This is a genomic window from Streptosporangium sp. NPDC049376, assembly GCF_044466505.1.
Classification (GTDB): Bacteria; Actinomycetota; Actinomycetes; order Streptosporangiales; family Streptosporangiaceae; genus Streptosporangium.
On sequence record NZ_JBITMT010000009.1, the window covers coordinates 73,834 to 95,974 of the forward strand.

Below are 22,141 nucleotides of genomic sequence, written 5' to 3' on the forward strand. Positions count from 1 at the left end.
CACCCTACGAGCCCGCCGCGACCGGCACCTCGCTCAGGTGCGTCATGGCCCGCGCGTAGACGTCGGCGAGCCTTGAGGCGGTCGCCGACCAGCCGAAGGAGGCCGCCTGGGTCACCGCCCCCGCGGCCAGGGCGTCGCGCCAGGCGGGCTGGTGCACGAACCGGCTGAGCACCCTGGCCCAGTCGTGCGGGTCGTGCCCCTCGACGAGCACCCCGGAGACCCCGTCCCGTACGGCGGTGCGCAACCCGCCGACCGAGGCGGCGGCGACCGGTGTCCCGCACGCCTGGGACTCCAGGGCGACGAGCCCGAAGGACTCGCTGTGCGAGGGGACCACGGTCACGTCGGCGGCGCGGTACCAGTCGGCCAGTTCGTGCTGCGGAGCGGGCGGCACGATCCTGACCACGTCGGAGATGCCCAGCGAGGCGGCCACCTCGGTCAGGTAGGACGGCCGGGCGAGCCCGTTGCCGCTGGGGCCGCCGACGCAGGCGACGACCAGCCGCGACCTGAGAGCCGGGTCCTCGGCGAGCATCAGGGCGGCGGCGCGCAGCAGCACGTCGGGGGCCTTGAGCGGCTGCACCCTGCCGACGAAGAGCAGCACGTGCGCGTCGTCCGGCAGCCCGAGGCGGTGCCTGGCCGCGCTCTGGGAGGCGGGCTGGAAGACGGTGAGGTTCACCCCGGGGCTGACGACCTCGACGCGGCCGGGGGCGGCGCCGTACAGCTCGACCAGTTCCCTGGCCTCGGTGGGGGTGTTGGCGACCAGGCGGTCGGCGATGTCCACGACCTGCTGCTCACCGGCGACCCGGATCTGGGGTTCCGGGTTGTCGTCGTCGGCGAGCAGGAGGTTCTTCACCTTGGCCATGGTGTGCATGGTGTGCACCAGGGGGACGCCCCAGCGCTCCTTGGCCAGCCAGCCCACCTGCCCGGACAGCCAGTAGTGGGAGTGGATGACGTCGTAGCGGCCCGGCTCGTACATCGCCTCGGTGCGCAGCACGCCGGACAGGAAGCCGCAGAGCTGGCCGGGCAGGTCGCCCTTGTCCAGTTCCTCGTACGGCCCCGCCGTGATGTGACGGACCGATACCCCCGGGACGATCTCGGCGACCGGAGGCAGGTCACGCGCGGTCTGCCTGGTGAAGATCTCCACTTCGACGCCCAGTCCCGCCAGGCGTTTGGCCACTTCGACGACGTAGACGTTCATGCCGCCCGCGTCCCCGGTCCCCGGCTGGTCAAGCGGGGACGTGTGCATGCTGATCGTCGCGACCCGGCTGACCCGTCGTCTACCCCGCCGCATCACCGGCACCACCTCCGAGAGGGATATAACCACCCAATAGTTCGCGTCATTCCCGCCCCCCGGGGGCTTGGGAGGCGGTGCCGTCGTGGCCCGGTGTCCTGGCAGGATGGGGGGTCATGGACAGGACAGCAGTGGTTACGGGCGCCAGCAGCGGGATCGGCGAGGCGACCGCCCGCCGGCTGGCCGCCGAGGGATTCGACGTGGTGGCCGCGGCGCGGCGCCGGGACCGGCTCGACAAACTGGCCGCCGAGGTGCCCGGCGTCCGCGCCGTGACCCTCGACGTCACCTCCCAGGAGTCGGTAGACGCCCTGGCGGCCTCGTTGGAGCGCTGTGACGTGCTGGTCAACAACGCGGGCGGGGCGATCGGCCTTGAGACCGTGGCGAACGGCGGCGTGGCCGACTGGCAGCGGATGTACGACACGAACGTGCTCGGCTCGCTGCGGCTCACCAAGGCCCTGCTGCCCCGGCTGGTCGCCTCTGGCGACGGCGTGCTGGTCATGTTGACCTCGGTCGCCGGGCTGGTCTCCTACGAGGGCGGTGGCGGCTACAACGCGGCCAAGCACGCGCAGACCGCGATGACCGAGGTGCTCAGGCTCGAACTGTGCGGCGAACCGGTCAGGGTCGTCGAGGTCGCCCCCGGCATGGTGCACACCGAGGAGTTCTCCCTCAACCGCTTCCGCGGTGACTCCGCCGCGGCGGACCGCGTCTACCAGGGCGTTCCCGACCCGCTGACGGCCGACGACGTGGCCGACGCCATCGCCTGGTGCGTGACCAGGCCCGCGCACGTGAACGTGGACCGCCTGGTCATCCGTCCCCGCGCGCAGGCCGCCCAGCACAAGATCCACCGCGTCTGAGCCGTGCCGAAGCCGATCGGGGAGATCACCAGGGGCACGACGGGCCACAACCGGCTCAGGCGGGCCGACCGCTGGGTGGTCGCCGTGCACGGCCGCCTGCTGCGCTCGGTGGAACGTCCCCTGGTGGTCGACCTGGGCTACGGCGCCTCGCACACCACGACCCTCGAACTGTTCTCGCGGCTGCGGAGGGTCTGTCCCTCGGTCGAGGTCGTCGGCGTCGAGATCGACCCGGCCAGGGTCGCGGCGGCCAGGCCGTACGGGCGGGAGGGGTTGTCCTTCGTGCTCGGCGGCTTCGAGCTGCCTGTGGGCAGGCCGCCGACCCTGGTCAGGGCCTTCAACGTGCTCAGACAGTACGGCGAGGCCGAGGCGTGGGAGTACTGGGCGATGCTCCGCCGGCGGATCGCCCCCGACGGGGTGATCGTCGAGGGCACCTGCTCGGAGGTCGGCCACCGGGCCGTGTGGGCCGGGCTCGACGCCACGGGCCCCAGGACGCTGACCTTCTCGGCCCGGTTCGGCGGGTTCGAACGCCCCTCCGACCTGGCCGAGCGGCTGCCCAAGACGCTGATCCACCGCAACGTCCCCGGAGAGCCGATCCACGCCTTCCTGCGTGATTTCGACCACGCCTGGGCGGTCAACGCCCCCCTGGGGGCCTACGGCTTCCGCCAGCGGTGGATCGCCACGGCACGGACGCTGGCGCGGACCTGGCCGGTCGCGACGCGCCCTCCGCTGGGCGGCCGGGCCCGCTGGCGGCTCGGCGAACTCACTCTCCCCTGGTCCGCCCTGGACCGCTGACCCCGCGCGCCCGGGGCCCCGAAGCGGCGGTTAGGGTCGTCGGCATGTCCCCTCGTTTCGTGACAGATCCCGAACTGACCGGGGAGCTCGTCGACGAACTGATCGAGTGCTGGACCGAGGTGAGCAACGCGGGCGGAGCGGTCGGCTTCGTGCCGCCGGTCACCGCCGCCGAGGTCCGCGAGCTGGCCCTGCCGACCTTCGCCCGCTGCGGCGCGAACGGCCCCGACCATCTTCTCGCCGGTTTCGACGAGGACGGGCGGGTGGCGTGCTGGCTGGTCCTGGCCGACGCCGGATCCCGGCTGCGCGCGCACTGGCGCTGGGTGCTGCGCGTGATGGTCCACCCCAAGCACCAGGGCCGCGGGTACGGCGCGCTGCTCATGCGCGCGGCCGAGGAGGCGGCCCGTGGTCTGGAGGCCGAGGCGCTGCACCTGACGGTGCGCGGCGGCACCGGGACCGAGTCCTTCTACGCGCGGTTCGGCTACACGGAGGTCGGCCGGGTCCCCGGCGCCATCCGGCTGTCCGACGGGGACGACCGCGACGAGATCTACATGGTTCTTCAGCTGTGACGGAAATCACTCGACAACCCGTAGTACTACCCCTCGTGGTGCGGGAGTTAGGCTTGGTTGTGTGAAGGGTCTGGGCGAGCTTGAACGCAGCATCATGGACATCATCTGGGCGCAGTCATCCCCCGTGACGGCGCGGGAGGTAGGGCGTCTGATCGCCGATCGCGACCTCGCGCCGACCACGGTGATGACCGTGCTCGACCGGCTGACCCGCAAAGGGTTCCTGCAGCGGACCCGGGACGGGCGGGCCTGGCGCTACGAACCGGCCGAGAGCCGTGACGCGTACGTCGCTGAGCTTATGCTTGAGGCGTTGGACCTGACCGGAGACCGGTCCGCCGCCCTCACCCGGTTCGCCCAGGCCGTCTCGGGCAGCGAGGCCGAGATCCTGCTCAAAGCATTGACGGAGCTGGAGGACGAGTGATCACCGCGGCAGCCCTGGCGACCCTCGCCCTGGTCTGCGCGGTCGGAGCCTGGCGGTTCACGCGGGCACGGTGGACCTACCGCGCCCCGCACGTGGCCATCGTCCTGTGGCAGGCACTCGGGGTCACCTGGGGTCTGGCCGGGACGGGAGCGCTTCTCTCCTACGCCCTCGAACCCTACGGGCAGGGCGTGCTCCAGGGGCTGGGCGCCTTCGTCGTCTCGGCGACGAACGGGGGCTACGGCCCCGCCGAGTCCTTCACGCTGCCGAGAATCCTCGCCCTCATCGCCGGTCTGACCGCGCTGACCATCCTGGTCGTCGTGCTGCTCACCGCGGGCGCGCAGACGCTCCGCGCCCGGCGCAGGCACCGCACGCTGCTGGCCCTGGTCGCCCGTGAGGACCCCGAGGTCCCCGGGGTCAGGGTCGTCGACCACCCGGGCCCGGCCGCCTACTGCGTCCCCGGACTGCGCTCCGAGGTCGTGGTCAGCGAGGGGACACTCAGGCTGCTGTCCCCCGCCGAGCTGACCGCGGTGCTCGCCCACGAGGCCGCGCACGTCCGCGAGCGCCACGACCTGGTGCTGCTGCCGTTCGCCGCGCTGCACAGGGCGCTGCCCTGGTCACGGGTCGTCGGCAGGGTGCAGAGCGAGGTCGGCCTGCTGGTCGAGATGGCCGCCGACGACGTCGCCCGCCGCTACTGCTCGCCACGCCGCCTGGCCACCGCCCTGCTCCGTTTCGGTACGGCGGGCGCCGCCCCGACCCCGCAGGGCGCCCTCGGCGTCTCGGAGACGGCGGGATCCGCGGTGATGGCCCGGGTCGAACGCCTGGTCAGCCCCGGCCCCGACCTTCCCAGGCAGATCCGTTACGCCATCGTCGCCTTCTCCGTCACCCTGACGGCCTCGGCTCCGTTGCTCTGGCTGATCCCCCACTGACGCTTGCAACTGTTAGCCATCGCGTTTGCAATTGCAAGCATCGGGGGTAGACTGCCGGCATGGCACTACCGAAGGTCGGCTCGATCGGCGAGTACATCCGGGAGCAGCGCACCCACGCGAAGATCTCGCTGCGCCAGCTCGCGGCGGCGGCGGGGGTCTCCAACCCCTATCTCAGCCAGATCGAGCGAGGACTGCGCAAACCGAGTGCGGAGATCCTCAACCAGATCGCCAAGGGACTGCACATCTCCTCGCAGGCCCTGTACGTCCAGGCCGGTCTCATCGAGGAGCGCGAGCCGGACAGCGACGTGCTTGCCGCGATCAGGGCAGACCATCTCATCACCGAACGTCAGCGCCAGGTGCTGATCGACATCTACGAGTCGTTCCGCCGGGAGAACCGGGTCGGGGCCCCGGATGAGGAAGCGCAGACCTCCCAGAACGCGCCTTCCGCACCGGAGCCCCAAGGGGGCGACGCGCATCCGCTGCCCGAGGGGTATCTCGCCGCGTTGAAGCCCTACGCGGCCCCCGTGGACAGCCAGAACGTCACACCGGAATCCAAGGAAGGTTAACATCCATGACTCTTGCCACCGAAGTGAAGAAACTGGCCGAGACCAAGCCGTTCTACGCCGTCGCGGGCGCGGGCGACTACGCGGTCGAGAAGCTCCGCGAACTGCCCGAGCACCTGCAGCGCATCCAGGGCCGCCAGGAGGACATCCGCGAGGCCGCCAGGGAGGCCGCCAAGGACCTGCCGGAGAAGGCGAGGGAGCTGGCCGACAGGGCCGAGGTCTACGCCAGGGAGTTCCCCGGCCGGGCCCGCGGCTATGCCGACCAGGTCAGCGACAGGGCCGCCAGGCTGTACGAGGAGTTCGCCTCCCGGGGCCGCAAGGTCGTCTCCAAGGCGAGCGGCGAGACCTCCCGCGAGCTTGAGCAGGTCTCCACGGCCGCCAAGCCCGCCAGGAAGAGCAGGAACGGCTCGTCGGCGAAGTCCTGACCTCGGGGTCTTCCCTGGAACCCCACGAGGGGCCGCCCCGGTGCACCGGGGCGGCCCCTCGGTTCCGGGTGCGGGGTCTCTCGGTGCGGGCCTGCGGGTGCGGGGCCGTACGAAAAGGCCCCGGCCGGTTCGCCCGGAAGGAGGCCCGCCGCGGGAAGACTTCCGGCATTAGGGTGGTTGCTGTCAGCAGGGCGAGCACGGTGGAGTGACGACGATGATTTCCGTAGGGCTGGACCTCATCTTCTGGGTTCTCAGCATCATCGCCTTCGGCATGTCCGCCTGGGCGCTGTTCCACGCGACGCGCACCCCCGTCCGCGCGTTCGCCGTGACCGGCAAGCAGTCCAAGAGGTTCTGGCTGATCGTCCTGGGGCTGGCGGCGCTGTTCTCCTTCGCCTCCGCCGTCGGTTACTTCGGGATCGGCCTCGGGCAGCTCAACATCTTCGCCATCGCGTCGGTCGTCGCCTCCGGGATCTACCTGGCCGACGTGAAGCCCGCGGTGAGCGAGATCGGCAAGGGCGGCAACCAGGGCCCCTACGGCCCCTGGTGAAACCTGTTGCCCCCGGTCGTACGGACCGGGTAGACAACCTCGGGTGACGTTGTTCGCAAGGAAACCCACCCTGTACGGCAGCCGCGTGACCCTCAGGCCGGTCGGCCCCGAGCACGCCGACGGCCTCTGGGGGCTGGTCAACGATCCGGAGACCACCCGCCTCACCGGTTCGCACGGCGTCATGGACCGCGCGGCGATCGACCTGTGGTGCCGCACGCGCGCGGACCAGGACGACCGTCTCGACCTGGCGATCTGCGCCGTGGACGACGACGCCTACGTGGGCGAGGTCGTGCTCAACGACCTGGACACGCACAACCTCTCGTGCAATCTGCGCATCGCCCTGTCCGGCCCCCGGGTGTACGGCAGGGGCTACGGCACCGAGGCGATCCGGCTGGTGCTCGACCATGCCTTCGCCACCACCGACCTGCACCGGATCGAGCTTGAGGTCTTCGCCTTCAACGATCGCGCCGCCCACGTCTACCGCAAGGTCGGCTTCGTCGAGGAGGGCGTGCGCCGTGACGCCCTCCTGTGGGACGGCCGCTGGCACGACGCCGTCGTGATGTCCGTCCTGGCCCCCGACCGGCCCGCCACCGGGATGTGACCCGGCCAGGCGGGTAGGGGGTGAGGGTGCCCGGTCTGATGCGGGGGGCATCGGCCGGGCACCCAGGGAGGTCACTTCCTCCAGACCCACACGGATCGGGTGAGAATCAGGGAGACGTCGTGGGCTGTTCTGGAGGTTTGGGTTGGGTGACATCGAGCGGCTTTCCAGCACCGTGGTGCACGAGACGCGTTACATGCGGTTGCGTCATGACGAGATCCGGCGTGCCGACGGGTCTCTGGGGGTGTACTCCTACGTCGACAAGCCGGACTTCGCACTGGTCATCCCGATGGAGAACGACGGCTTCCACCTGGTGGAGCAGTACCGCTATCCGATCGGGCGGAGGTCGTGGGAGTTCCCGCAGGGCACGATGCCCGACCTGGCGACCGCCGACCCCGAGCACCTCGCCCGGGAGGAGCTGCGCCAGGAGACGGGCCTGACGGCGGCCTCCATGCGCCACCTCGGGCATCTGCACTGCGCGCCCGGGATGACCGTCCAGGGCTACGACGTGTTCGTGGCGACCGGGTTGCGGCAGGGGCAGGCCGAGCGGGAGGTCGAGGAGCAGGACCTGCGGCAGCGGTGGTTCCCCCGACGGGAGGTGGAGAGCATGATCCGTGAGGGAGTGATCGTGGAGAGTTGCAGCCTCGCCGCCTACAGCCTGCTGCTGCTCAACCAGGGCTGAGGGTCACAAACCAGGCGAGATTGGATCTCCCATCTTCCATCGGAGGGTGATGGATCCTATTCTGACCGTTATCGGGGTTCGTGAAGCCTTCTGTCGCCTCTCATGGCCCCTGGCGTGTTCCGTCCGCGCCCTGGCACCACCTCCGCAAGGCGACCCGGCCTTCCGGCGGCCCCGGGGCCGTCGGCGACTCCCCCATCGAGGTAGGTCATGAGAACACGACGCGCGAGGCTCGCCACGCTCCTGCCGGTCTTCCTGGTGCTGGTCACCCTTCCCGCGACGCCCGCGCGCGCCGCCGCCTCCACGGCCTCCCCGGCTCCCGCGGCCGCCTCCGCCCTGCCGTACCGATGAGTCCGGGACCTTCGGCCCTGGCGGCAGGTGGTTAGCAGTTGCTAACTTCGTGGTGTGACAGGGGTCGAGGGGTTCCTGGTGGACGACCGGGATCCGCCGTCGAAGCGGCGGATGCTGGTCGAGGCGTTGCGGTTGTTCGTCGAGCGGGGCGTGGACGGCACGACCGTGCGCGACATCGCCGCGGCCAGCGGTTACAGCAATCCCGCGCTGTTCAAGTTCTTCGCCTCGAAGGAGGAACTCGCACTGCACCTGTTCGCCAGGTGCTACACCCGGCTCGGTGAGCGGGCCGCGTCGGCCACCGCGCCGGGGCGGCCGTTCGGTGAGCGGCTCGACGCGCTGATGCGGGCCTTCGGCGAACTCCTCGACGAGGAGCCCGAGGTCCTGCTCTTCACACAGGACAACCTCCGGCTCTACCTGCCCAGGCTCTCCGCCGAGGAGCGCGGGCCGTCCCTGCTCGGTCTGCTGCGCGGGCTGATCGGCGACGGGGTCGCCTCGGGCGAGGTCACCGCGGAGATCCCGGTCGATCTGCTGGTGGCCGCGCTCTCCGGCACCGTGGCGCAGTACGCCAGGATGCGTCACTTCGACGAACTGCCCAGGGGAGCGGCGCCGGCCGCCCTGCGTCCCCTGGTCACCCGCATGATCACCCCGTAGAACCCGGCCCCGGCTCCCGGGGCCTTTTTCACACCCATTGAGTTAGCAAATGCTAACCGCATCACCCCTGGAGGGATCATGAAACTGCTCGTTCTCGGCGCCGGAGGCTTCATCGGGCGCACCGCGGTCCGCGAGGCCGTCGTCGCGGGCTGGGAGGTCGTCGGCCTGGTCAGGAACGACGAGGCCGCCCAGCGCGTACGGCGGGCGGGCGGCACACCCTGCCACTTCTCCGTCGGTGACCCCGCCACCTGGGCCGAGACCGCCAGGGGGGCGCACGCCGTCCTCGACCTCATCCAGCCGAGCCTGCCGGGGCGGCTGACGAGGCGGGCCATCGACCGGATCGCCGCCGTCCGCAGGGAGACCACCGAGGGGGTGCTGCGGACCCTGCTCTCCCTGCCCGCCGGGGAACGGCCCCTGCTGGTCTCGGTCAGCGGGATGGACGACCTCGCCCCCGGGCCCGGCCGTACGGTCTCGCACCTGTCGCCTCCGCGCTCCGTCCCGGTGGGGTTCGCCCACGTGGGGCTGCCGGTGCGGCGGATGGTCGAGGCGTCGGGAACGCCCGCCGTACACGTCTGCCTGGGGAACATGGTGTACGGCCCCGGCAAGGGGTTCGGCGACATGATCGTGCCCGGCCTGGCCAGGGGCCGGATGCCGGTTCCCGGGACGGGGCGCAACCGGCTGCCGATCATCCACGTGGAGGACGCCGCCCGGGCGCTGGTGCACGTGGCGGGGCTGCCCGGCGTCGCGGGACGGAGCTTCGTGGCGACCGACGGCACGGTCACGACGCTGGGCGAGCTGTTCGACGAGACGGCCGGGATGCTCGGCGCGGCCAGGCCCCGCAGGCTGCCCAGGTGGCTGACGGCGGCGTTCGCGGGCGGGGTCGCCGTGCGGACGCTCACGCTCGACGTCGTCGCCGACGTCTCGGCGCTGACGGAGACGGGCTTCGAGCCGCGTTACCCGTCCTATCGGGAGGGGGTGGCCGCGACGCTGGCCGAACTCAGCCGTCCGGCTCGGCGCCGTGCTCGCGCAGTGCCGTGACCAGCCAGTTCGCCAGCCTCCTGTGCCCCAGGAAGGTGGGGTGGACACCGTCGGGCAGGATCGCCCCCCGCCCCCAGGGGTGATCGAGCGGGTCGAGGAAGACGGTCGCCTCCTCGTCGGCGGCGACCGCGATCGCGTCCCTGACCGCGGGGACCCAGCGGGGCTCCCGGCCCATCCAGATGGGGCCGATCACCACGACCCTGGTCCGTGGCCAGCGGGTCCTGGCCGTCATGAGCAGGCGTCTGGCGGCGCCGTACACCCTGCCGGGGGTGGTGTGGTCGTTGTGCCCGCCGGAGAGGATCAGCAGGTCGGGGGCGGGACGCCAGGAGAGTTCCGCGTCGAAGGACTGCTGGAACGTCCTGCGCACCCGGCCGGGGTTGACGAAGCCCGTCCCCGCGGCGCCCGCCGTGACGAGCTGCCAGCCGAGCGTACGGGCGGCCCGCGCCGCGTAGCTCTCCCAGCGGGGGACCGGTCCCGACCCGGCGGTGAAGCTGTCGCCGAGCACCATGACCACCGGGGCCCTGACCGGGCTGTCCTGCTGCGGGTTCTCCTGCGCGGTGGGTGGGTTGAGGACCGGGATCGGCCCGGCCGCGTCCCCGCTGGCACATCCCGAAATAAGACAGAAAATCACCACAGAAGCTGCGAGCACGGATGCTCGGGAACGTCGGCGCACAGGCCCGCGCATGCCACTCCGGGGAGATTCGGACTGCCGATATGAGAGTCGATCCCCCAGACGAGCACGGCGAAATCACCGTCCGGGGAGATCGTCTTGAGCAGGTCGGCATTCTATCCGTGTGGGAAGGGACGACCCGGAGATCGTCCCAAGCCCCCGGCGTCGGCTAACGGTCAGCTCACGTAGGAGGCGGGCACGCTCCAGGTGTTGCAGTAGGCGAGCCTGGAGTACTTCCAGCCCTGGTTGAGCCAGCCCGCGTAGTGGTCGCCGTTGCCGTGGTCACGCTTGCCCAGGCCGTTCTGGTCGTCGCCCCGGCCGTAGTCCGTACGCAGCAGCGACTGCCAGCGGTCGGCGGTGACGGCCAGGGGAGTCCGGACGGCGCGGACGAAGATCCCGGACAGGCACTGGGCCTGGAGCTCCGCGCGGCGGGAGTGCGCGTCCTGGGCGCTCTTCGAGCGGTTGGCGACCTCCCACCACCAGGCTCCGCCGATGCCCGCCATGGACTGCACGTGATGACCGTATTCGTGGGCGAGAACGGCCAGGTAGGGGACGTGGTTCTCCGCCGGGTCGACGTCGCCGCTCTGCCTGATGACGTGGGTCAGGCCGATGTACATGCCGCGGTTGGACGGGCAGTAGTAGGCGGCGGCCCCGGACGACGGGTAGGTGCCGCACGGCCCCCGCCCCGGACGGTTCCAGTAGACCCGGCGCGGGGCCAGGAAGGTCGCCCGGGCCTGGGCGAACTTGCCCGCCCACGCCCGGTCCAGGCAGCCGGTGACGGCGTTGAGATAGCTGTACATGGCGGCGGGCTGGGTCGAGGGCCGCGGCGCGCGGCAGGCGACCGATCCCATGACGCCGGCACCGTATAGGGGGTTGCGCTTGAGCCTGGCGGTGGTGTCCGAACGCCGCATGTTACGCAGGTCGAAGCTCGTGCCCGACTGGGCGGAGGCCAGGGTGATCGCGGTGCCGCCCGCGCCGTTCTCGTCGCCGAGCTTGATCGGCGACGGAGGCTTCACCTCGGGCGGGGCCACCTCGGTGCCGCCGGACGGCATGGACCTGCCGCCTCCGGTCGCCACGGGACCCGTCTCCGGCCCGGCCGGAACCCCTGTTTCGTTCCCCTTGACCAGACCGGCGATCACGACGACCACCGCGAAGGTCAGGGCGAGGACCCCGAAAACACCAAAGGCCAGAGGGCTTGACCTCCGCGGACGCATGCGACCACCTCTCCGAACTGCTGATCTCCGGGCGGCAATCTAGCGGATTTCGGCACATAAACGTGATTGTCCGAAAAACCTGAAAGGGTCGCTGCAGTCATGTGTGGGTGGTTATCGGTAGGCTCCCGGGCCATGTCGGCATCCCTATTGCACCGAACGGCCGCGAACGTGTGCCGGGCGGTCGGAAGCGTGGCCACGATCGCCACCTGCGCGTTGGCCCTCAGCGCCTCCCCCGCCCTCGCGGCCGGTACGGCGCACACGTCACCGGGTAAGGCCGCCACTTCGGCAGGCAAGATCAAGAGTGACGCGCTCGAAATCGAACTGCGACAGGACGGCGTACTGCACGTCAAGGAGACGGTCACGTTCGACGGCACCGCGCCGACGAGGAAGCTGGTCGACCGGACGCGCTACGACGACGGCAACGACCGGCTCTACCAGGTCGTCAACCTCAAGGGCGACGCCACCCTGACCGGTTCCACGATCACGTTGAAGGGCTCGGGAACCGCCAAGTTCGAATACGACGTCAAGGGGACCATCACCCCGCTCGGCGACGTCCAGGAGCTGCGCTGGTACGCCGCGGGCGGCTGGTCGGCACCCGTCGAGCTGGCCAAGGCCAAGGTGACCGGCCCCGCGCAGCTGCAGAGCCTGTCCTGCTTCGCCGGGGCGCTGACCTCGGCGATCGGCTGCACCACCGCCTCGCCGGACCACACCGGGGTCGAGGCCGAGTTCGAGCAGCAGGGCCTGGGGGTCGACGAGGTCCTCACGGTGGTCATCGGCTACCCGAGCGGCGTGACCAAGGGCGAGCCCATCCTGGAGCGCCGCTTCGAGCTGTCCAACGCCTTCACCCTGAACACGGTCACCGGCGGCGCCCTGGCCGGCCTGCTGGTCCTGCTGCTGGGCGGCGTCGGCCTGCTGTACTGGACCCGGGGTCGTGACGCCCGGGTGGTCGGCCACGAGTCGGGCGCGGTCAGCGGGGTCAGCAACGGCCACTTCTCCCCGCCCGACGGCGTACGGCCCGGCCAGATCGGCACGCTCATCGACGAGCAGGCCGACGTGATCGACGTGACCGCCACGATCGTCGACCTCGCGGTGCGGGGCTACCTCAGGATCGACGAGCAGCCCAGGCAGACCTACGACACACCCGACTGGGTCCTGGTGCGGATGCCCAACGCCGACCTCAAGGCGCTGCAGTCCTATGAGCGCGCCCTCTACGACGCGATCTTCGACGGCCGCGACGCGATCCCGCTCTCGCACCTGAAGGGCTCCTTCACCTCCAAGCTCAGCAAGGTCCGCGACGCCCTCTACCGGGACGTGGTCGCGCAGGGCTGGTTCGCCCGGCGCCCGGACACCGTGCGGACCCGCTGGACGACCCTCGGCGTGCTGCTCACCGTCGCCGGCGTCATCGGCACCGTCGCGCTGGCCTGGTTCACCACGTACGGCCTGCTCGGCCTGGCCGTGATCATCGCCGGGGCCGCGCTGGCCGTCGGCGGACAGTACATGCCCGCCAAGACCGCGAAGGGCGCCGCGGCCCTGGCTCACACGCTGGGCTTCCGTGAGTATCTGGCCTCCGGCGACGGCGGTGGCGACATCCCTCCCGCCCAGCGGGTCGAGCTGTTCTCCCGTTATCTGCCCTATGCCGTGATCTTCGACAGCGTGGACCGCTGGGCCCGTGTCGTCTCCTCGATCACCGGCAACGGCAGGCAGGCCGACCACCTGTACTGGTACCAGGGCCCCGCCGAGTGGGACCTGTCGAAGTTCGCCGACTCGATGCGGACCTTCACCATGACCACGTCGGGAGCCATCTCCTCGACCCGGCAGTTCCGCTCCCTGTAGACACCTCGCGCGCTTCCCGTCTCCCCTGCTCCGGGGAGGCGGGAAAACCGTTTGTGCCGCTCACCCGGGCTCTCCTAGGGTGAGCCACATGTGTCGTATTCCTTCGTACTACATCCGTATGCGCCGCGGCCCGATCCAGGGCCGCTAGAGAATCTCACTTCTCCGCGCGTGCCCCGGATCTTCCGAGACCACTTCATCTCGGACCCGAAGGGGCAAGACTGTGGCGCGTTCTTTCGCACACGGAGATCATTCACACACCCAGAAGAAGGTCGCGAGCAAGGGCGGCAGGACAGCCCGCGACCAGGCCAGGCGCACCCTCTCGCAGAACCTCATGGTGGACCGCCAGGCCGTACGGCTCGTCGCCGAGGCGGCGGGGGCGCACGGGCTGGTCGTCGAGCCGGGGGCGGGCGAGGGCGTCCTGACCCTGGCGCTGGCCGAGACCTGCGACCAGGTCGTCGCCTACGAGATCGACCCGCTGCTGGCGGGCAGGCTGACCGTCCGCACCCGCGACGACGCCCGCGTCCGGGTCGTCAGGGGGGACTTCCTGACCGCCCGCGCGCCGCGTGAGCCGTTCGCGGTCGTCGGGAACATCCCGTACTCGATCACCTCGAAGATCGTCGACTGGTGTCTGGGGGCACCCGGGCTGACCTCGGCGACGCTCGTCGCCCAGCTTGAGTACGTCCGCAAGCGCACCGGCGACTTCGGCCGCTGGAGCGCGCTGACCGTGCGGACCTGGCCGTGGTTCCGCTGGGAGATGCTCGGGCACATCGGCCGGGAGGCGTTCCGGCCGGTGCCCTCGGTCGACTCGGCGATCCTGCGGATCGAACGCCGGGCCGAGACGCCGGACCTGCCGGGTTACGAGGCCTTCGTCGACTACGGCTTCACCGGCCTGGGCGGTTCCCTGGACGCGACCATGCGGCTGAGGCACCCGGCCGCCCTGGTCGGGGCCGCCTTCGCCGCCGCGGGCGTCCCGGAGGGGACGGTCGTCGCGCACGTCCACCCCGACCGGTGGCGTGTCCTGTACGACCGTCTCGGTCGCCTCTGAGACACCGGTCCGGCCGGGATCCCCTGCGACGGGGTCCCGGCCGGAGAGGGACTACTCGCTGCACAGCACCCGGTCGACGACCTCGCCCGCGACCTTCTCCTGGCGCTCGGAACGCTCGTCGCCGAACTGCGTGGTCAGCGAGATCGTGACGCTGCGCCTGCCGTCCGCGCTGACGCCCGTCCTCGTCTTGTACCCGTAGTCGTCGCCGCCGTGATGCCAGTAGACCCCGCCGCAGGACAGCGGACGGGAACTGAGGCCCAGGCCGTAGCGGGCCCCCGGCCAGGTCTGCTGCCACAGCGGGGCCACGACGGTCTTCCGCATCTGCGCGAGCTGCTCGGCGGGCAGCAGCCTGCCGCCGAGCAGCGCCATGAAGAAGCGGTTGACGTCCCTGGTCGTGGACAGCAGGCCACCGGCGGCGTCCCCGTCGAAGTGCCGGGTGGCGTCGACCGGCTTGCGGGGCGGCAGCACCAGGTAGCCCTTGGCGTGCGGGTTCGGCACGTCGAGGGAACGGCCCGACCACAGCGTACGGCTGAGCCCCAGCGGCCTGCTGATGCGCCGGTCGACCTCCTCGTGCCAGGGACGCCCGGTCACCTTCTCGATGATCATGCTGATCAGCACGTATCCGGTGTTGGAGTACATCCACTTCTTGCCCGGCTCGAAGTTCGGCGCGTGCTTGACGGCCTCTGCCACGATCTGCTCGCTGGTGAACGGCTCGTCGCGGTGCTTGAGGAACTCCTCGACGGAGGTGTGGGCCGGGTAGCCCTCGTGGATGCCGCTGGTGTGCTGCAGGAGCTGCCTGACCGTGATCTTGTTGCCGTCGTTGCCGTTGCCCTTGACCACGCCGGGCAGTCTGCTCTCCACGGTGTCGTCCAGGGAGAGCTTGCCCTCCGCGACGAGCTGGAGGGCCACCGTGGCCACGAACGACTTGGTGGTGCTGGCGATCCTGACGTAGCCGTTCGCCGGGACCGGGCGCCTGCTCCCGAGTGCGGCGACCCCGCTCGTCGCGACCAGCTGACGGCCGTCGGAGGTGGTCACGCGCGCTTGGACGCCGCTGGTGCCGATCGCGCGCAGGGCGTCCACGTCACGTTGCAGGTCGGCCTTGCCGTACGTCGAGACCCGCGCCGGAGCGTCCGCAGGGCTCGCCGCGGCGGCAGGGGAGACCACAGTCGTGGTGGCCAGGGCCGCGACCACGGCCAGCAGCGCCGCACGTCGTACAGGGGCACCGAAGGGACGCATAAATCCTCCTAAAAGGTGACAGACCGGGATATTCCGGCGCACATTTCAACCCTAGAAATCGGAGCCCGCCGGGACATCGGCCATTGGCCCGGCTCCGCGATGCCCCCTGGGGAGGAATCCGCCCCGGACGGCGCAACTTTGGTTGTCTCCGGCTCCGTGCAGGTCACGGCCGCGCCTACCCTTGGGCGGAGGAGACGGGGGCGGTGCGACGGTGCGGGATCACATCGACGGGATGAGACGGTGGCTCGCCGCCAGGCCCCGGATCGCCGACGTCCTGTTCGCCCTGGCGCTGACGGTCGCGGCGCTGATGCTCAGGCTGAGCGAGGGTGTTCCCGACGACCCGGCGACCGCCGTCCTGGTGACGGCCCTGCTGCTCACGCAGGCCGTACCGCTGGCCTGGCGCAGGACGCACCCGTGGCCGGTCATGGTGGCGGTGAGCGTCACCTACGTGGTCTACGAGCTGGTCGACCCCATGGTCGCGCTCAGGGACGGCCTGTACGTCATGTTCGCCGCCTACGCCGTGGCCCGCTACGCCCGGCCACCGGCGAGCGTCGTGGCCGTCGTCGTGGCCGGGGTGACGGTGGTGGCCCCCGACCTGCTGCGTTCGCCACTCGGCCTGCCGTTCCCCGCCGAGTTCCGGCCCACCCTCTTCGAGATGATCATGATCGCCGGTCTGTCGCTGGCGCCGTGGCTGCTGGGCGTCTCCCAGCGGCACATCCACGCCGACGCCGCCCGGCTGCGTGACCTGACCGCCCGGCTGCGCGCCGAGCAGGAGGTCAGCGCCCGGCGGGCGGTCACGGCCGAGCGGGCCAGGATCGCCCGTGACCTGCACGACCTGGTCGCCCACCACGTCAGCGCGATCGCCATGCAGGCGCGGGCGACCGCGGAGGTGATGGCGGAGGACCCCCATCTGGCCCGGCGGGGGGTGACCGGGATCGGCACGGCCGCCGACGCCGCCCTGGTCGAGATGCGCCGGCTGCTCGGGCTGCTCGCCGACGACGCCCCAGCCGGTCCCGGCGACCCGGAGCCGTCGCTGCGCCATCTCGACCGGCTCGCCACGACCGCCCGCGCCGCCGGGTGCCGGGTCGAGGTCAGCACGGGACCGGGCCCCGAGGTCCCGGCGGCGGTGCAGGTCTCCGCCTACCGGGTCGTCCAGGAGGCGCTCACCAACGTCCTGCGGCACGCGGGCGCGACCGACGTCAGGATCGCCGTACGGCGGGCCGCCGATCAGCTCGTCGTCACGGTGGAGAACGGCCCCGCCGCGCCGGGCCACCGGCCCCTCGCCGGTTCCGGGCTCGGGCTGGTCGGCATGCGTGAGCGGGCCGCGCTGTTCGGCGGCAGCCTGCGGGCCGGTCCCCGCGACCAGGACGGCGGCTGGCTGGTCGAGGCCGTCTTCCGCTACGGGGAGGCCGGGTGAACCCCGTCCGCGTGCTGATCGCCGACGACCAGGAGCTGGTGCGCGCCGCGCTGCGGATCATGCTCGACCGGCGCGCCGACCTGCTTGTCGTCGGGGAGGCCGCGGACGGCGAGGAGGCCGTCGCCCTCGCCCTCGACCTGCGCCCGGACGTGGTGCTGATGGACGTGCGCATGCCCGGCATGACCGGCGTCGAGGCGACCCGGCACATCGTCGGGCGGTGGCCGCACGAACAGCCGCACCCCCGGGTGCTGGTGCTGACCACCTTCGACCTCGACGAGTACGTGCACGCCTGCCTGCGGGCCGGGGCCGCCGGGTTCATCCTGAAGAACGTCTCCCCCGACCAGCTCGCCGACGCCATCCGGGTGGTCTCCTCGGGAGAGGCCATGCTCGCGCCGAGCGTGACCAGCCGTCTCATCGGCGCCTTCACCGCGCTGCCGCCCGCGCTGGTCGAACCGTCCCCCTCCCTCCGCGCCGGGGCGCTCGGTGAGCTGACCCGGCGTGAGCTCGAAGTGCTCGTGCTGGTCGCCAGGGGCCTGTCGAACGCCAGGATCGCCCGTGACCTCGGGCTCTCCGAGACGGGGGTGAAGAGCCGCGTCAACCGCATCCTCACCCGGCTCGGCCTGGAGAACCGGGTACAGGCGGCGATCGCCGCCCGCGAGGCGGGCCTGCTCGGCGAGTGACCAGGCCTGGGACCTGGGAGGACGTGAGGTTGCAGTGCGGGTGGAGAGCATGTCCCCTTTGATCATCCGTGCAGGAGTTCGGGGGACGGCAAGGAGGGGGCTGTCAGGAGCGTCGTGGTCCGCGGTGCAAAAAGGTCGTCGTGCGCGACCGCCGGTCGTTCGGCCGGGGGGTCCGGGGCCGGCAGGCCGTGGAGGTCACCGGCCCCGGACCTCCCGGCCGGAGGTCGTCACACCTCGGTCAGCAGACGTAGCTCTTCACGGACGATCGCCCGGATGCCTCGCGGGGTGAAGTTGTGCGGGCAGGTCACCGTCTGCAACGTCAGACCGTCCATGAACGTGTGAAGCCGCACGGCCTGCCGTTCCAGGACGGCGTCGGCGAGCTCCTGCCCGATATCGGGCAACGGTGTGTCGTGGCAGGAGGCGACCGCAAGACGGCAGATGTGACGTTCGCCCGCCCAGGCGGTGCCACGCGACTCCGCCAGAGACTCCTCGACGCGTGAGCGCACCAGGCACGCCAGCCACACGTCGGCTTCGACGCGGCGGTTGTCATCCAGCGGAAGAAGTTCTTCGAGCATGAGCTGAGCGCGCTCCAGCCCTGGCAGGTCCGCGTGCAGGTGTCCGGCGACACGTGCGGTGACGCTTCTGCCGATCGCGTACGCGGCGAAGACGAGCAGGCCACGCTGGTTGTCGAAATAGTGGCGCAGCCCGCCGACCGAGACGCCCGCCGCCTCGGCGACCTTGCGGACCGTGGCGCCCTCGATGCCTTCCCTGCTGATGACCTCCCATACGGCGCGGACGAGCTCGTCGCGCCGCTGCTCGTGGTCGACGATCTTCGGCATGTTCCCATAATCGCACGGTTGTACGGTTTACTATAAAGTACAAGTGTGCTGAATAAGGTGCCGCAGCGAATGCCGTACCACCGCACGCCGAGCCTGGGCGTGCTGATCGCCGGACTGGCCGTGATCCTCGGATCAGCGTTGTGGCTGGCGCTGACCACCGTCGGCGAGATCCGCTACACGGCCGACCACGCCGGCACCAGGCCCATGTGGCACGTATGGATCCCCGCCCTCGTCGGACTGGCACTCACCCGGTTGACGCCTTTGCCATCCCGGGCGGCCCCGGTGGACGGAGCACCGGCACCGCGAGAGCTTCACCGGCAGGCGGGCGCCCTCCTGGCGTCGGCCGTACTGTTCGCGGCGGCGCTGCGAATCGTGACGGACAACGGTTACGACGCCGAGCCGGCACACACCATCTTGAAGCTCGTTCTGCTGCTGGCCGTACCGGTGCTGGTATTCCGGTTAACACGCCACGGCGCCACCCGTCGAGAACCGGTGCGCGGGCGGATCGAGGCCTGGCGCCGCTACGGGCCGGTGGTGCCGGTGGCGGCCTGGCTCGTCCTCCACCACGCCGGACCGTTCGCCCGGCCGCCCGGCGACAACGCCTGGGCGGCGGACTCCGGCCCCGCCGCACTGTTGATCACCATGATCGTGGGCTTCGCCGTCAACGCCCTGCTCGAAGAGGTCTTCTACCGGCGTTGGCTCCAGACCCGATGGGAGCACGTCATCGGCCGCTGGCCCGCCATCGTGTTGACGAGCCTGTCCTTCGCTGCCTGGCACATCGGCATCCACGGTACCGGCCACCTTCTCACCGACCTCACCTCGGTCTTCGTTCACCAGGGGGTACTGGGCCTGTTCCTCGGCTACCTGTGGAGCCGGTACCGGCTGATGTGGCCCATCCTCACTGTTCACGGCGCGATCAACGCCGCCCCCGTCCTGCTGGACATGCTGTAGCGCCTGCCGCGTCCTGGCCCGAGACCGAACCCCAACCGCGGTTCGACGCCTCCGCCGAGCACGGGTACGGCCCGCTGTCCGAGGGGATCGGGTAGTGTTACCCGCCCCAGTGGTGAACGCGTCGAGGAGGTGAGTCCGATTCCCACACCAGGTCGGGCGCTCTCCCTCGCGACCGCTCGGTCCATCTGACGCAGGTGGCCCAGGGAGCGCCCGTCGGCATCCCGAAAGGCTCCTAGTGTCTCCTGCTGCCTCCCTTTCCACCGTCGCCGCCACCCTGCGGGCGGCGGGCTGTGTCTTCGCCGAGGACGAGGCCGAACTCCTCGTCTCGGCCGCGCGCGCCCCTGAGGAACTGGCCCTCATGGTCGAACGACGCGCCCACGGGCTGCCCCTCGAACACGTCCTCGGCTGGGCCGAGTTCTGCGGCCTGCGGATAGACGTCGATCCCGGGGTCTTCGTCCCGCGGCGCCGTACCGAGTTCCTTGTCCGGCAGGCGATCGGCCTGGCCCGGGGCGGACCGGCCGTCGTGGTCGACCTGTGCTGCGGCTCGGGCGCGCTGGGCGCCGCACTGGCCACCGCGCTGGGCACTGCGCCGACCACTGCGCCGACCACCGTGTCGGGTACTGCGCCGGGTACGGCCCTCGGCGTGGCCGTGGAACTGCACGCGGTGGACATCGATCCCGCCGCGGTGCGGTGCGCCCGCCGCAACCTCGCCGCCGTCGGCGGGCGGGTCCACGAGGGCGACCTGTACGACCCGTTGCCGGCCGGGCTCCGGGGCAGGGTCGGCCTGCTGGTGGCCAGCCCGCCGTACGTGCCGACCGAGGCGATCAGGCTGTTGCCCGCCGAGGCCCGTGTCCACGAGCCGATGGTGGCGCTCGACGGCGGCGTGGACGGCCTCGACGTGGTGCGGCGGGTGGCGCGGACGGCGCCCCGGTGGCTGGCGCCCGGCGGCCACCTCCTGGTGGAGACGAGCCTGCGGCAGGCTCCCGGGACCGTCGAGACCATGGAACGGGCGGGATTGGCGGCGAGAGTGGCCGACTGCGAGGAACTGGGGGCGAACGTCGTCATCGGTACGATGCCCGGCGCACCGGTCGCGGGGCCTAAAGTCTGAGTCGGCACGGCGGAAGGGATGTTCGATCATGCTTGAGGGACTCTCCCAGCACTGCGCGCAGGCGCTCACCACCCATGGCTGCGCCTCGGTCTCCGTCGCGGTCGCCCATCGCGACCGCGTGGTCTTCGCCGAGGCGTACGGCCTGGCGGATGTGGCGCGCGGGGTGGCGGCCACCCCGGATACCGTCTACTCGATCGCCTCGGTGACCAAGCCGATCACGGCGACCGCGGTCTGCGTCGCCGCCGACCGGGGGCTGCTGAACCTCGACGACCCGGTCGAGAAGTATCTCTCCGGCTTCCGCCTGCCCAGATACCGCGACTACAGCGAGCCGACCCTGCGCCAGGTCCTCCAGCACCGGGCCGGGTTCGGCGGGCACTACGACTTCGCCTACGCCGGGCTGCCCGCGATCCGGCACGGCGTCGAGCACTACTCGACGCTGTACCGCGAGCCCGGGTCCCGGTTCGAATACTCCAACCTCGGATACGGCGTCCTCGACGCGGTCCTGGAGAAGGCGACCGGCCGTAGCGCCGCCGACTTCACCGCCGAGCAGGTCTTCGCGCCGCTCGGGCTGAACGCCTGCCAGATCGGCCTCTCCTACGAGGGCGAACGGCCTCGGGCGCTGCGTTACTCGGCCGACGGCAGGCCGTACCCCGACTACGACACCACCCACCACGGCGCCTCCCTCGGCTGGGCGAGCGCCTCCGACCTGGCGATGTTCGGACTGCTGCAGGCGGGCGGCCCCGGGGTGCTGAAGCCGGAGACGGCCGCGGCCACCCGCACCGCGCTGCCGATCACCGCGGAGCAGGGTTACGGCCTTGGCTGGTTCGTCTCACGCGGCGGGCCGCACCAGGTGGTCGCGCACAGCGGCGGCATGGGCGGTGTCTCGGCGATGCTCGCGGTCGTGCCCGAGCTCGAACTCTCGATCTGCGTGCTCGCCAACCAGACCGGGGGCGAGGTCCGCACCTCGGTCGTCAACCGCGTCATGGCGGAACTGGTGCCGGACCACCCGTCCGCGTCCCTGCCACCGAGCTTCCTGCCCGAACGGGCGGTCGCGGTCCCGCAGGGACTCTGGGAGGGGCACGTGCGCACCGAGGAGGGGTCCGTGCCGCTGCTGCTGCGGGTGCTGCCCGACTCCGGCGCCGAGGTCGGGCTCGACGGCGGGCCGATGGTCCCGGCGGACGTGGTCGCGGCCTCCGACGACTGGGACCTGCGGGTCAGCGCGCCGCTGCAGCTGCCGACCGAGGACGCGCGGGTGAACAGCCCCCGGCTTGTCCTCGAACTCAACGCGCGCCACGGCCATCTCGTCGGCGCGGCGCGGGCGATGAAGAACGGCGAGGGCGACGGCTGGCTCGGCAACTGCCTCAGCCACTGGTGCGAGGCCACCGAGGCCTGAGCCCGGCCGGTTCCCGGACCTGGCCCCGGCCCGGGTCAAGGACCGTCAAGAAAGAACCA

The 22,141-nt window shown here is 71.2% G+C and carries 25 protein-coding genes; 20 read left to right on the plus strand and 5 right to left on the minus strand.

Annotated elements, in window-relative coordinates:
* Positions 1 to 4 precede the first annotated feature (4 nt).
* Positions 5 to 1,288 (minus strand): D-inositol-3-phosphate glycosyltransferase, encoded by a 1,284-nt coding sequence (gene mshA, locus ACIBVQ_RS22910; protein ID WP_352014751.1) that lies wholly within the window; start codon positions 1,286 to 1,288, stop codon positions 5 to 7.
* Between the two features lie 116 nt (positions 1,289 to 1,404).
* Between mshA and ACIBVQ_RS22915 the strand changes: the two genes are divergently transcribed.
* From ACIBVQ_RS22915 to ACIBVQ_RS22975, 13 genes are all read left to right on the plus strand, one after another.
* Complete coding sequence (locus tag ACIBVQ_RS22915) at positions 1,405 to 2,142, plus strand: SDR family NAD(P)-dependent oxidoreductase (protein ID WP_399179763.1); 738 nt, start codon at positions 1,405 to 1,407, stop codon at positions 2,140 to 2,142.
* 3 nt (positions 2,143 to 2,145) lie between these two features.
* A complete protein-coding gene (locus tag ACIBVQ_RS22920) occupies positions 2,146 to 2,934 on the plus strand; it encodes a class I SAM-dependent methyltransferase (RefSeq protein WP_362781213.1) in 789 nt (262 codons plus the stop codon).
* A 44-nt stretch (positions 2,935 to 2,978) separates the two neighbouring features.
* Complete coding sequence (locus ACIBVQ_RS22925) at positions 2,979 to 3,500, plus strand: GNAT family N-acetyltransferase (protein WP_399179765.1); 522 nt, start codon at positions 2,979 to 2,981, stop codon at positions 3,498 to 3,500.
* 61 nt (positions 3,501 to 3,561) lie between these two features.
* A complete protein-coding gene (locus ACIBVQ_RS22930; RefSeq protein ID WP_184712514.1) occupies positions 3,562 to 3,918 on the plus strand; it encodes a BlaI/MecI/CopY family transcriptional regulator in 357 nt (118 codons plus the stop codon).
* A complete protein-coding gene (locus tag ACIBVQ_RS22935; protein ID WP_352014664.1) occupies positions 3,915 to 4,844 on the plus strand; it encodes a M56 family metallopeptidase in 930 nt (309 codons plus the stop codon). The genes ACIBVQ_RS22930 and ACIBVQ_RS22935 overlap by 4 nt, the downstream gene beginning before the upstream one ends.
* A 59-nt stretch (positions 4,845 to 4,903) precedes the next feature.
* Positions 4,904 to 5,410, plus strand: a complete 507-nt coding sequence (locus ACIBVQ_RS22940) for a helix-turn-helix transcriptional regulator (protein WP_352014663.1) — start codon at positions 4,904 to 4,906, stop codon at positions 5,408 to 5,410.
* Between the two features lie 5 nt (positions 5,411 to 5,415).
* On the plus strand, positions 5,416 to 5,832 hold the full coding sequence (locus ACIBVQ_RS22945) for a hypothetical protein (protein ID WP_399179768.1): 417 nt from the start codon (positions 5,416 to 5,418) through the stop codon (positions 5,830 to 5,832).
* A 214-nt stretch (positions 5,833 to 6,046) separates the two neighbouring features.
* Positions 6,047 to 6,379: a DUF2516 family protein gene (locus tag ACIBVQ_RS22950; protein ID WP_352014661.1), complete on the plus strand. Its 333-nt coding sequence runs from the start codon at positions 6,047 to 6,049 to the stop codon at positions 6,377 to 6,379.
* Between the two features lie 43 nt (positions 6,380 to 6,422).
* A complete protein-coding gene (locus tag ACIBVQ_RS22955) occupies positions 6,423 to 6,980 on the plus strand; it encodes a GNAT family protein (protein ID WP_362781205.1) in 558 nt (185 codons plus the stop codon).
* Positions 6,981 to 7,122: 142 nt separating this feature from the next.
* Positions 7,123 to 7,659: an NUDIX hydrolase gene (locus ACIBVQ_RS22960; protein WP_352014659.1), complete on the plus strand. Its 537-nt coding sequence runs from the start codon at positions 7,123 to 7,125 to the stop codon at positions 7,657 to 7,659.
* A 207-nt stretch (positions 7,660 to 7,866) separates the two neighbouring features.
* Positions 7,867 to 8,007, plus strand: a complete 141-nt coding sequence (locus tag ACIBVQ_RS22965) for a hypothetical protein (RefSeq protein WP_399179771.1) — start codon at positions 7,867 to 7,869, stop codon at positions 8,005 to 8,007.
* Positions 8,008 to 8,061: 54 nt separating this feature from the next.
* Complete coding sequence (locus ACIBVQ_RS22970) at positions 8,062 to 8,658, plus strand: TetR/AcrR family transcriptional regulator (protein ID WP_399179773.1); 597 nt, start codon at positions 8,062 to 8,064, stop codon at positions 8,656 to 8,658.
* A gap of 78 nt (positions 8,659 to 8,736) precedes the next feature.
* A complete protein-coding gene (locus tag ACIBVQ_RS22975) occupies positions 8,737 to 9,696 on the plus strand; it encodes an NAD-dependent epimerase/dehydratase family protein (protein ID WP_399179775.1) in 960 nt (319 codons plus the stop codon).
* On the opposite strand, the gene ACIBVQ_RS22980 is transcribed toward ACIBVQ_RS22975, so the two are convergent.
* Complete coding sequence (locus ACIBVQ_RS22980; RefSeq protein ID WP_399179777.1) at positions 9,656 to 10,345, minus strand: SGNH/GDSL hydrolase family protein; 690 nt, start codon at positions 10,343 to 10,345, stop codon at positions 9,656 to 9,658. The genes ACIBVQ_RS22975 and ACIBVQ_RS22980 overlap by 41 nt on opposite strands.
* A 197-nt stretch (positions 10,346 to 10,542) precedes the next feature.
* On the minus strand, positions 10,543 to 11,580 hold the full coding sequence (locus ACIBVQ_RS22985; RefSeq protein ID WP_352014654.1) for a neutral zinc metallopeptidase: 1,038 nt from the start codon (positions 11,578 to 11,580) through the stop codon (positions 10,543 to 10,545).
* 189 nt (positions 11,581 to 11,769) lie between these two features.
* Between ACIBVQ_RS22985 and ACIBVQ_RS22990 the strand changes: the two genes are divergently transcribed.
* Positions 11,770 to 13,413 (plus strand): DUF2207 domain-containing protein, encoded by a 1,644-nt coding sequence (locus ACIBVQ_RS22990; protein WP_399179779.1) that lies wholly within the window; start codon positions 11,770 to 11,772, stop codon positions 13,411 to 13,413.
* A gap of 331 nt (positions 13,414 to 13,744) precedes the next feature.
* Positions 13,745 to 14,458 carry a 23S ribosomal RNA methyltransferase Erm gene (gene erm / locus ACIBVQ_RS22995; protein ID WP_386188484.1) on the plus strand — a complete coding sequence of 238 codons (714 nt, stop codon included), beginning with the start codon at positions 13,745 to 13,747 and terminating at the stop codon, positions 14,456 to 14,458.
* Between the two features lie 51 nt (positions 14,459 to 14,509).
* Here erm and ACIBVQ_RS23000 read toward each other — a convergent pair whose 3' ends face one another.
* Positions 14,510 to 15,694, minus strand: coding sequence for a serine hydrolase domain-containing protein (locus tag ACIBVQ_RS23000; RefSeq protein WP_399179781.1), 1,185 nt, complete (start codon positions 15,692 to 15,694; stop codon positions 14,510 to 14,512).
* Positions 15,695 to 15,926: 232 nt separating this feature from the next.
* Here ACIBVQ_RS23000 and ACIBVQ_RS23005 point away from each other — a divergent pair, with 232 nt between their 5' ends.
* Positions 15,927 to 17,111: a sensor histidine kinase gene (locus ACIBVQ_RS23005; protein ID WP_399179783.1), complete on the plus strand. Its 1,185-nt coding sequence runs from the start codon at positions 15,927 to 15,929 to the stop codon at positions 17,109 to 17,111.
* On the plus strand, positions 17,108 to 17,791 hold the full coding sequence (locus ACIBVQ_RS23010) for a response regulator transcription factor (RefSeq protein WP_352014649.1): 684 nt from the start codon (positions 17,108 to 17,110) through the stop codon (positions 17,789 to 17,791). Before ACIBVQ_RS23005 ends, ACIBVQ_RS23010 begins: the two co-directional genes overlap by 4 nt.
* Before the next feature lie 227 nt (positions 17,792 to 18,018).
* Here the strand turns inward: ACIBVQ_RS23010 and ACIBVQ_RS23015 are convergent, their stop codons facing one another.
* Complete coding sequence (locus tag ACIBVQ_RS23015) at positions 18,019 to 18,630, minus strand: TetR/AcrR family transcriptional regulator (RefSeq protein WP_390048173.1); 612 nt, start codon at positions 18,628 to 18,630, stop codon at positions 18,019 to 18,021.
* 45 nt (positions 18,631 to 18,675) lie between these two features.
* Between ACIBVQ_RS23015 and ACIBVQ_RS23020 the strand changes: the two genes are divergently transcribed.
* The 3 genes from ACIBVQ_RS23020 (at position 18,676) to ACIBVQ_RS23030 (ending at position 22,082) form a co-directional block, all read left to right on the plus strand.
* Positions 18,676 to 19,581: a CPBP family intramembrane glutamic endopeptidase gene (locus ACIBVQ_RS23020; protein WP_386188372.1), complete on the plus strand. Its 906-nt coding sequence runs from the start codon at positions 18,676 to 18,678 to the stop codon at positions 19,579 to 19,581.
* 235 nt (positions 19,582 to 19,816) lie between these two features.
* Positions 19,817 to 20,689, plus strand: coding sequence for a putative protein N(5)-glutamine methyltransferase (locus ACIBVQ_RS23025; RefSeq protein WP_399179786.1), 873 nt, complete (start codon positions 19,817 to 19,819; stop codon positions 20,687 to 20,689).
* Between the two features lie 28 nt (positions 20,690 to 20,717).
* A complete protein-coding gene (locus ACIBVQ_RS23030) occupies positions 20,718 to 22,082 on the plus strand; it encodes a serine hydrolase domain-containing protein (RefSeq protein ID WP_399179788.1) in 1,365 nt (454 codons plus the stop codon).
* The last annotated feature ends 59 nt before the right edge of the window (positions 22,083 to 22,141 follow it).

What these genes read in the sequence shown, in the direction of transcription:
- ACIBVQ_RS22925 (WP_399179765.1), top strand. Translation starts at nt 2,979, where the DNA reads ATGTCCCCTCGTTTCGTGACAGATCCCGAACTGACCGGGGAGCTCGTC.
- ACIBVQ_RS23005 (WP_399179783.1), top strand. Translation starts at nt 15,927, where the DNA reads ATGAGACGGTGGCTCGCCGCCAGGCCCCGGATCGCCGACGTCCTGTTC.
- mshA (WP_352014751.1), bottom strand. Translation starts at nt 1,288, where the DNA reads ATGCGGCGGGGTAGACGACGGGTCAGCCGGGTCGCGACGATCAGCATG.
- ACIBVQ_RS23000 (WP_399179781.1), bottom strand. Translation starts at nt 15,694, where the DNA reads ATGCGTCCCTTCGGTGCCCCTGTACGACGTGCGGCGCTGCTGGCCGTG.
- ACIBVQ_RS22950 (WP_352014661.1), top strand. Translation starts at nt 6,047, where the DNA reads ATGATTTCCGTAGGGCTGGACCTCATCTTCTGGGTTCTCAGCATCATC.
- ACIBVQ_RS22945 (WP_399179768.1), top strand. Translation starts at nt 5,416, where the DNA reads ATGACTCTTGCCACCGAAGTGAAGAAACTGGCCGAGACCAAGCCGTTC.
- ACIBVQ_RS22915 (WP_399179763.1), top strand. Translation starts at nt 1,405, where the DNA reads ATGGACAGGACAGCAGTGGTTACGGGCGCCAGCAGCGGGATCGGCGAG.
- ACIBVQ_RS23015 (WP_390048173.1), bottom strand. Translation starts at nt 18,630, where the DNA reads ATGCCGAAGATCGTCGACCACGAGCAGCGGCGCGACGAGCTCGTCCGC.
- ACIBVQ_RS22985 (WP_352014654.1), bottom strand. Translation starts at nt 11,580, where the DNA reads ATGCGTCCGCGGAGGTCAAGCCCTCTGGCCTTTGGTGTTTTCGGGGTC.
- ACIBVQ_RS22975 (WP_399179775.1), top strand. Translation starts at nt 8,737, where the DNA reads ATGAAACTGCTCGTTCTCGGCGCCGGAGGCTTCATCGGGCGCACCGCG.
- ACIBVQ_RS22940 (WP_352014663.1), top strand. Translation starts at nt 4,904, where the DNA reads ATGGCACTACCGAAGGTCGGCTCGATCGGCGAGTACATCCGGGAGCAG.
- ACIBVQ_RS23030 (WP_399179788.1), top strand. Translation starts at nt 20,718, where the DNA reads ATGCTTGAGGGACTCTCCCAGCACTGCGCGCAGGCGCTCACCACCCAT.
- ACIBVQ_RS22965 (WP_399179771.1), top strand. Translation starts at nt 7,867, where the DNA reads ATGAGAACACGACGCGCGAGGCTCGCCACGCTCCTGCCGGTCTTCCTG.
- erm (WP_386188484.1), top strand. Translation starts at nt 13,745, where the DNA reads ATGGTGGACCGCCAGGCCGTACGGCTCGTCGCCGAGGCGGCGGGGGCG.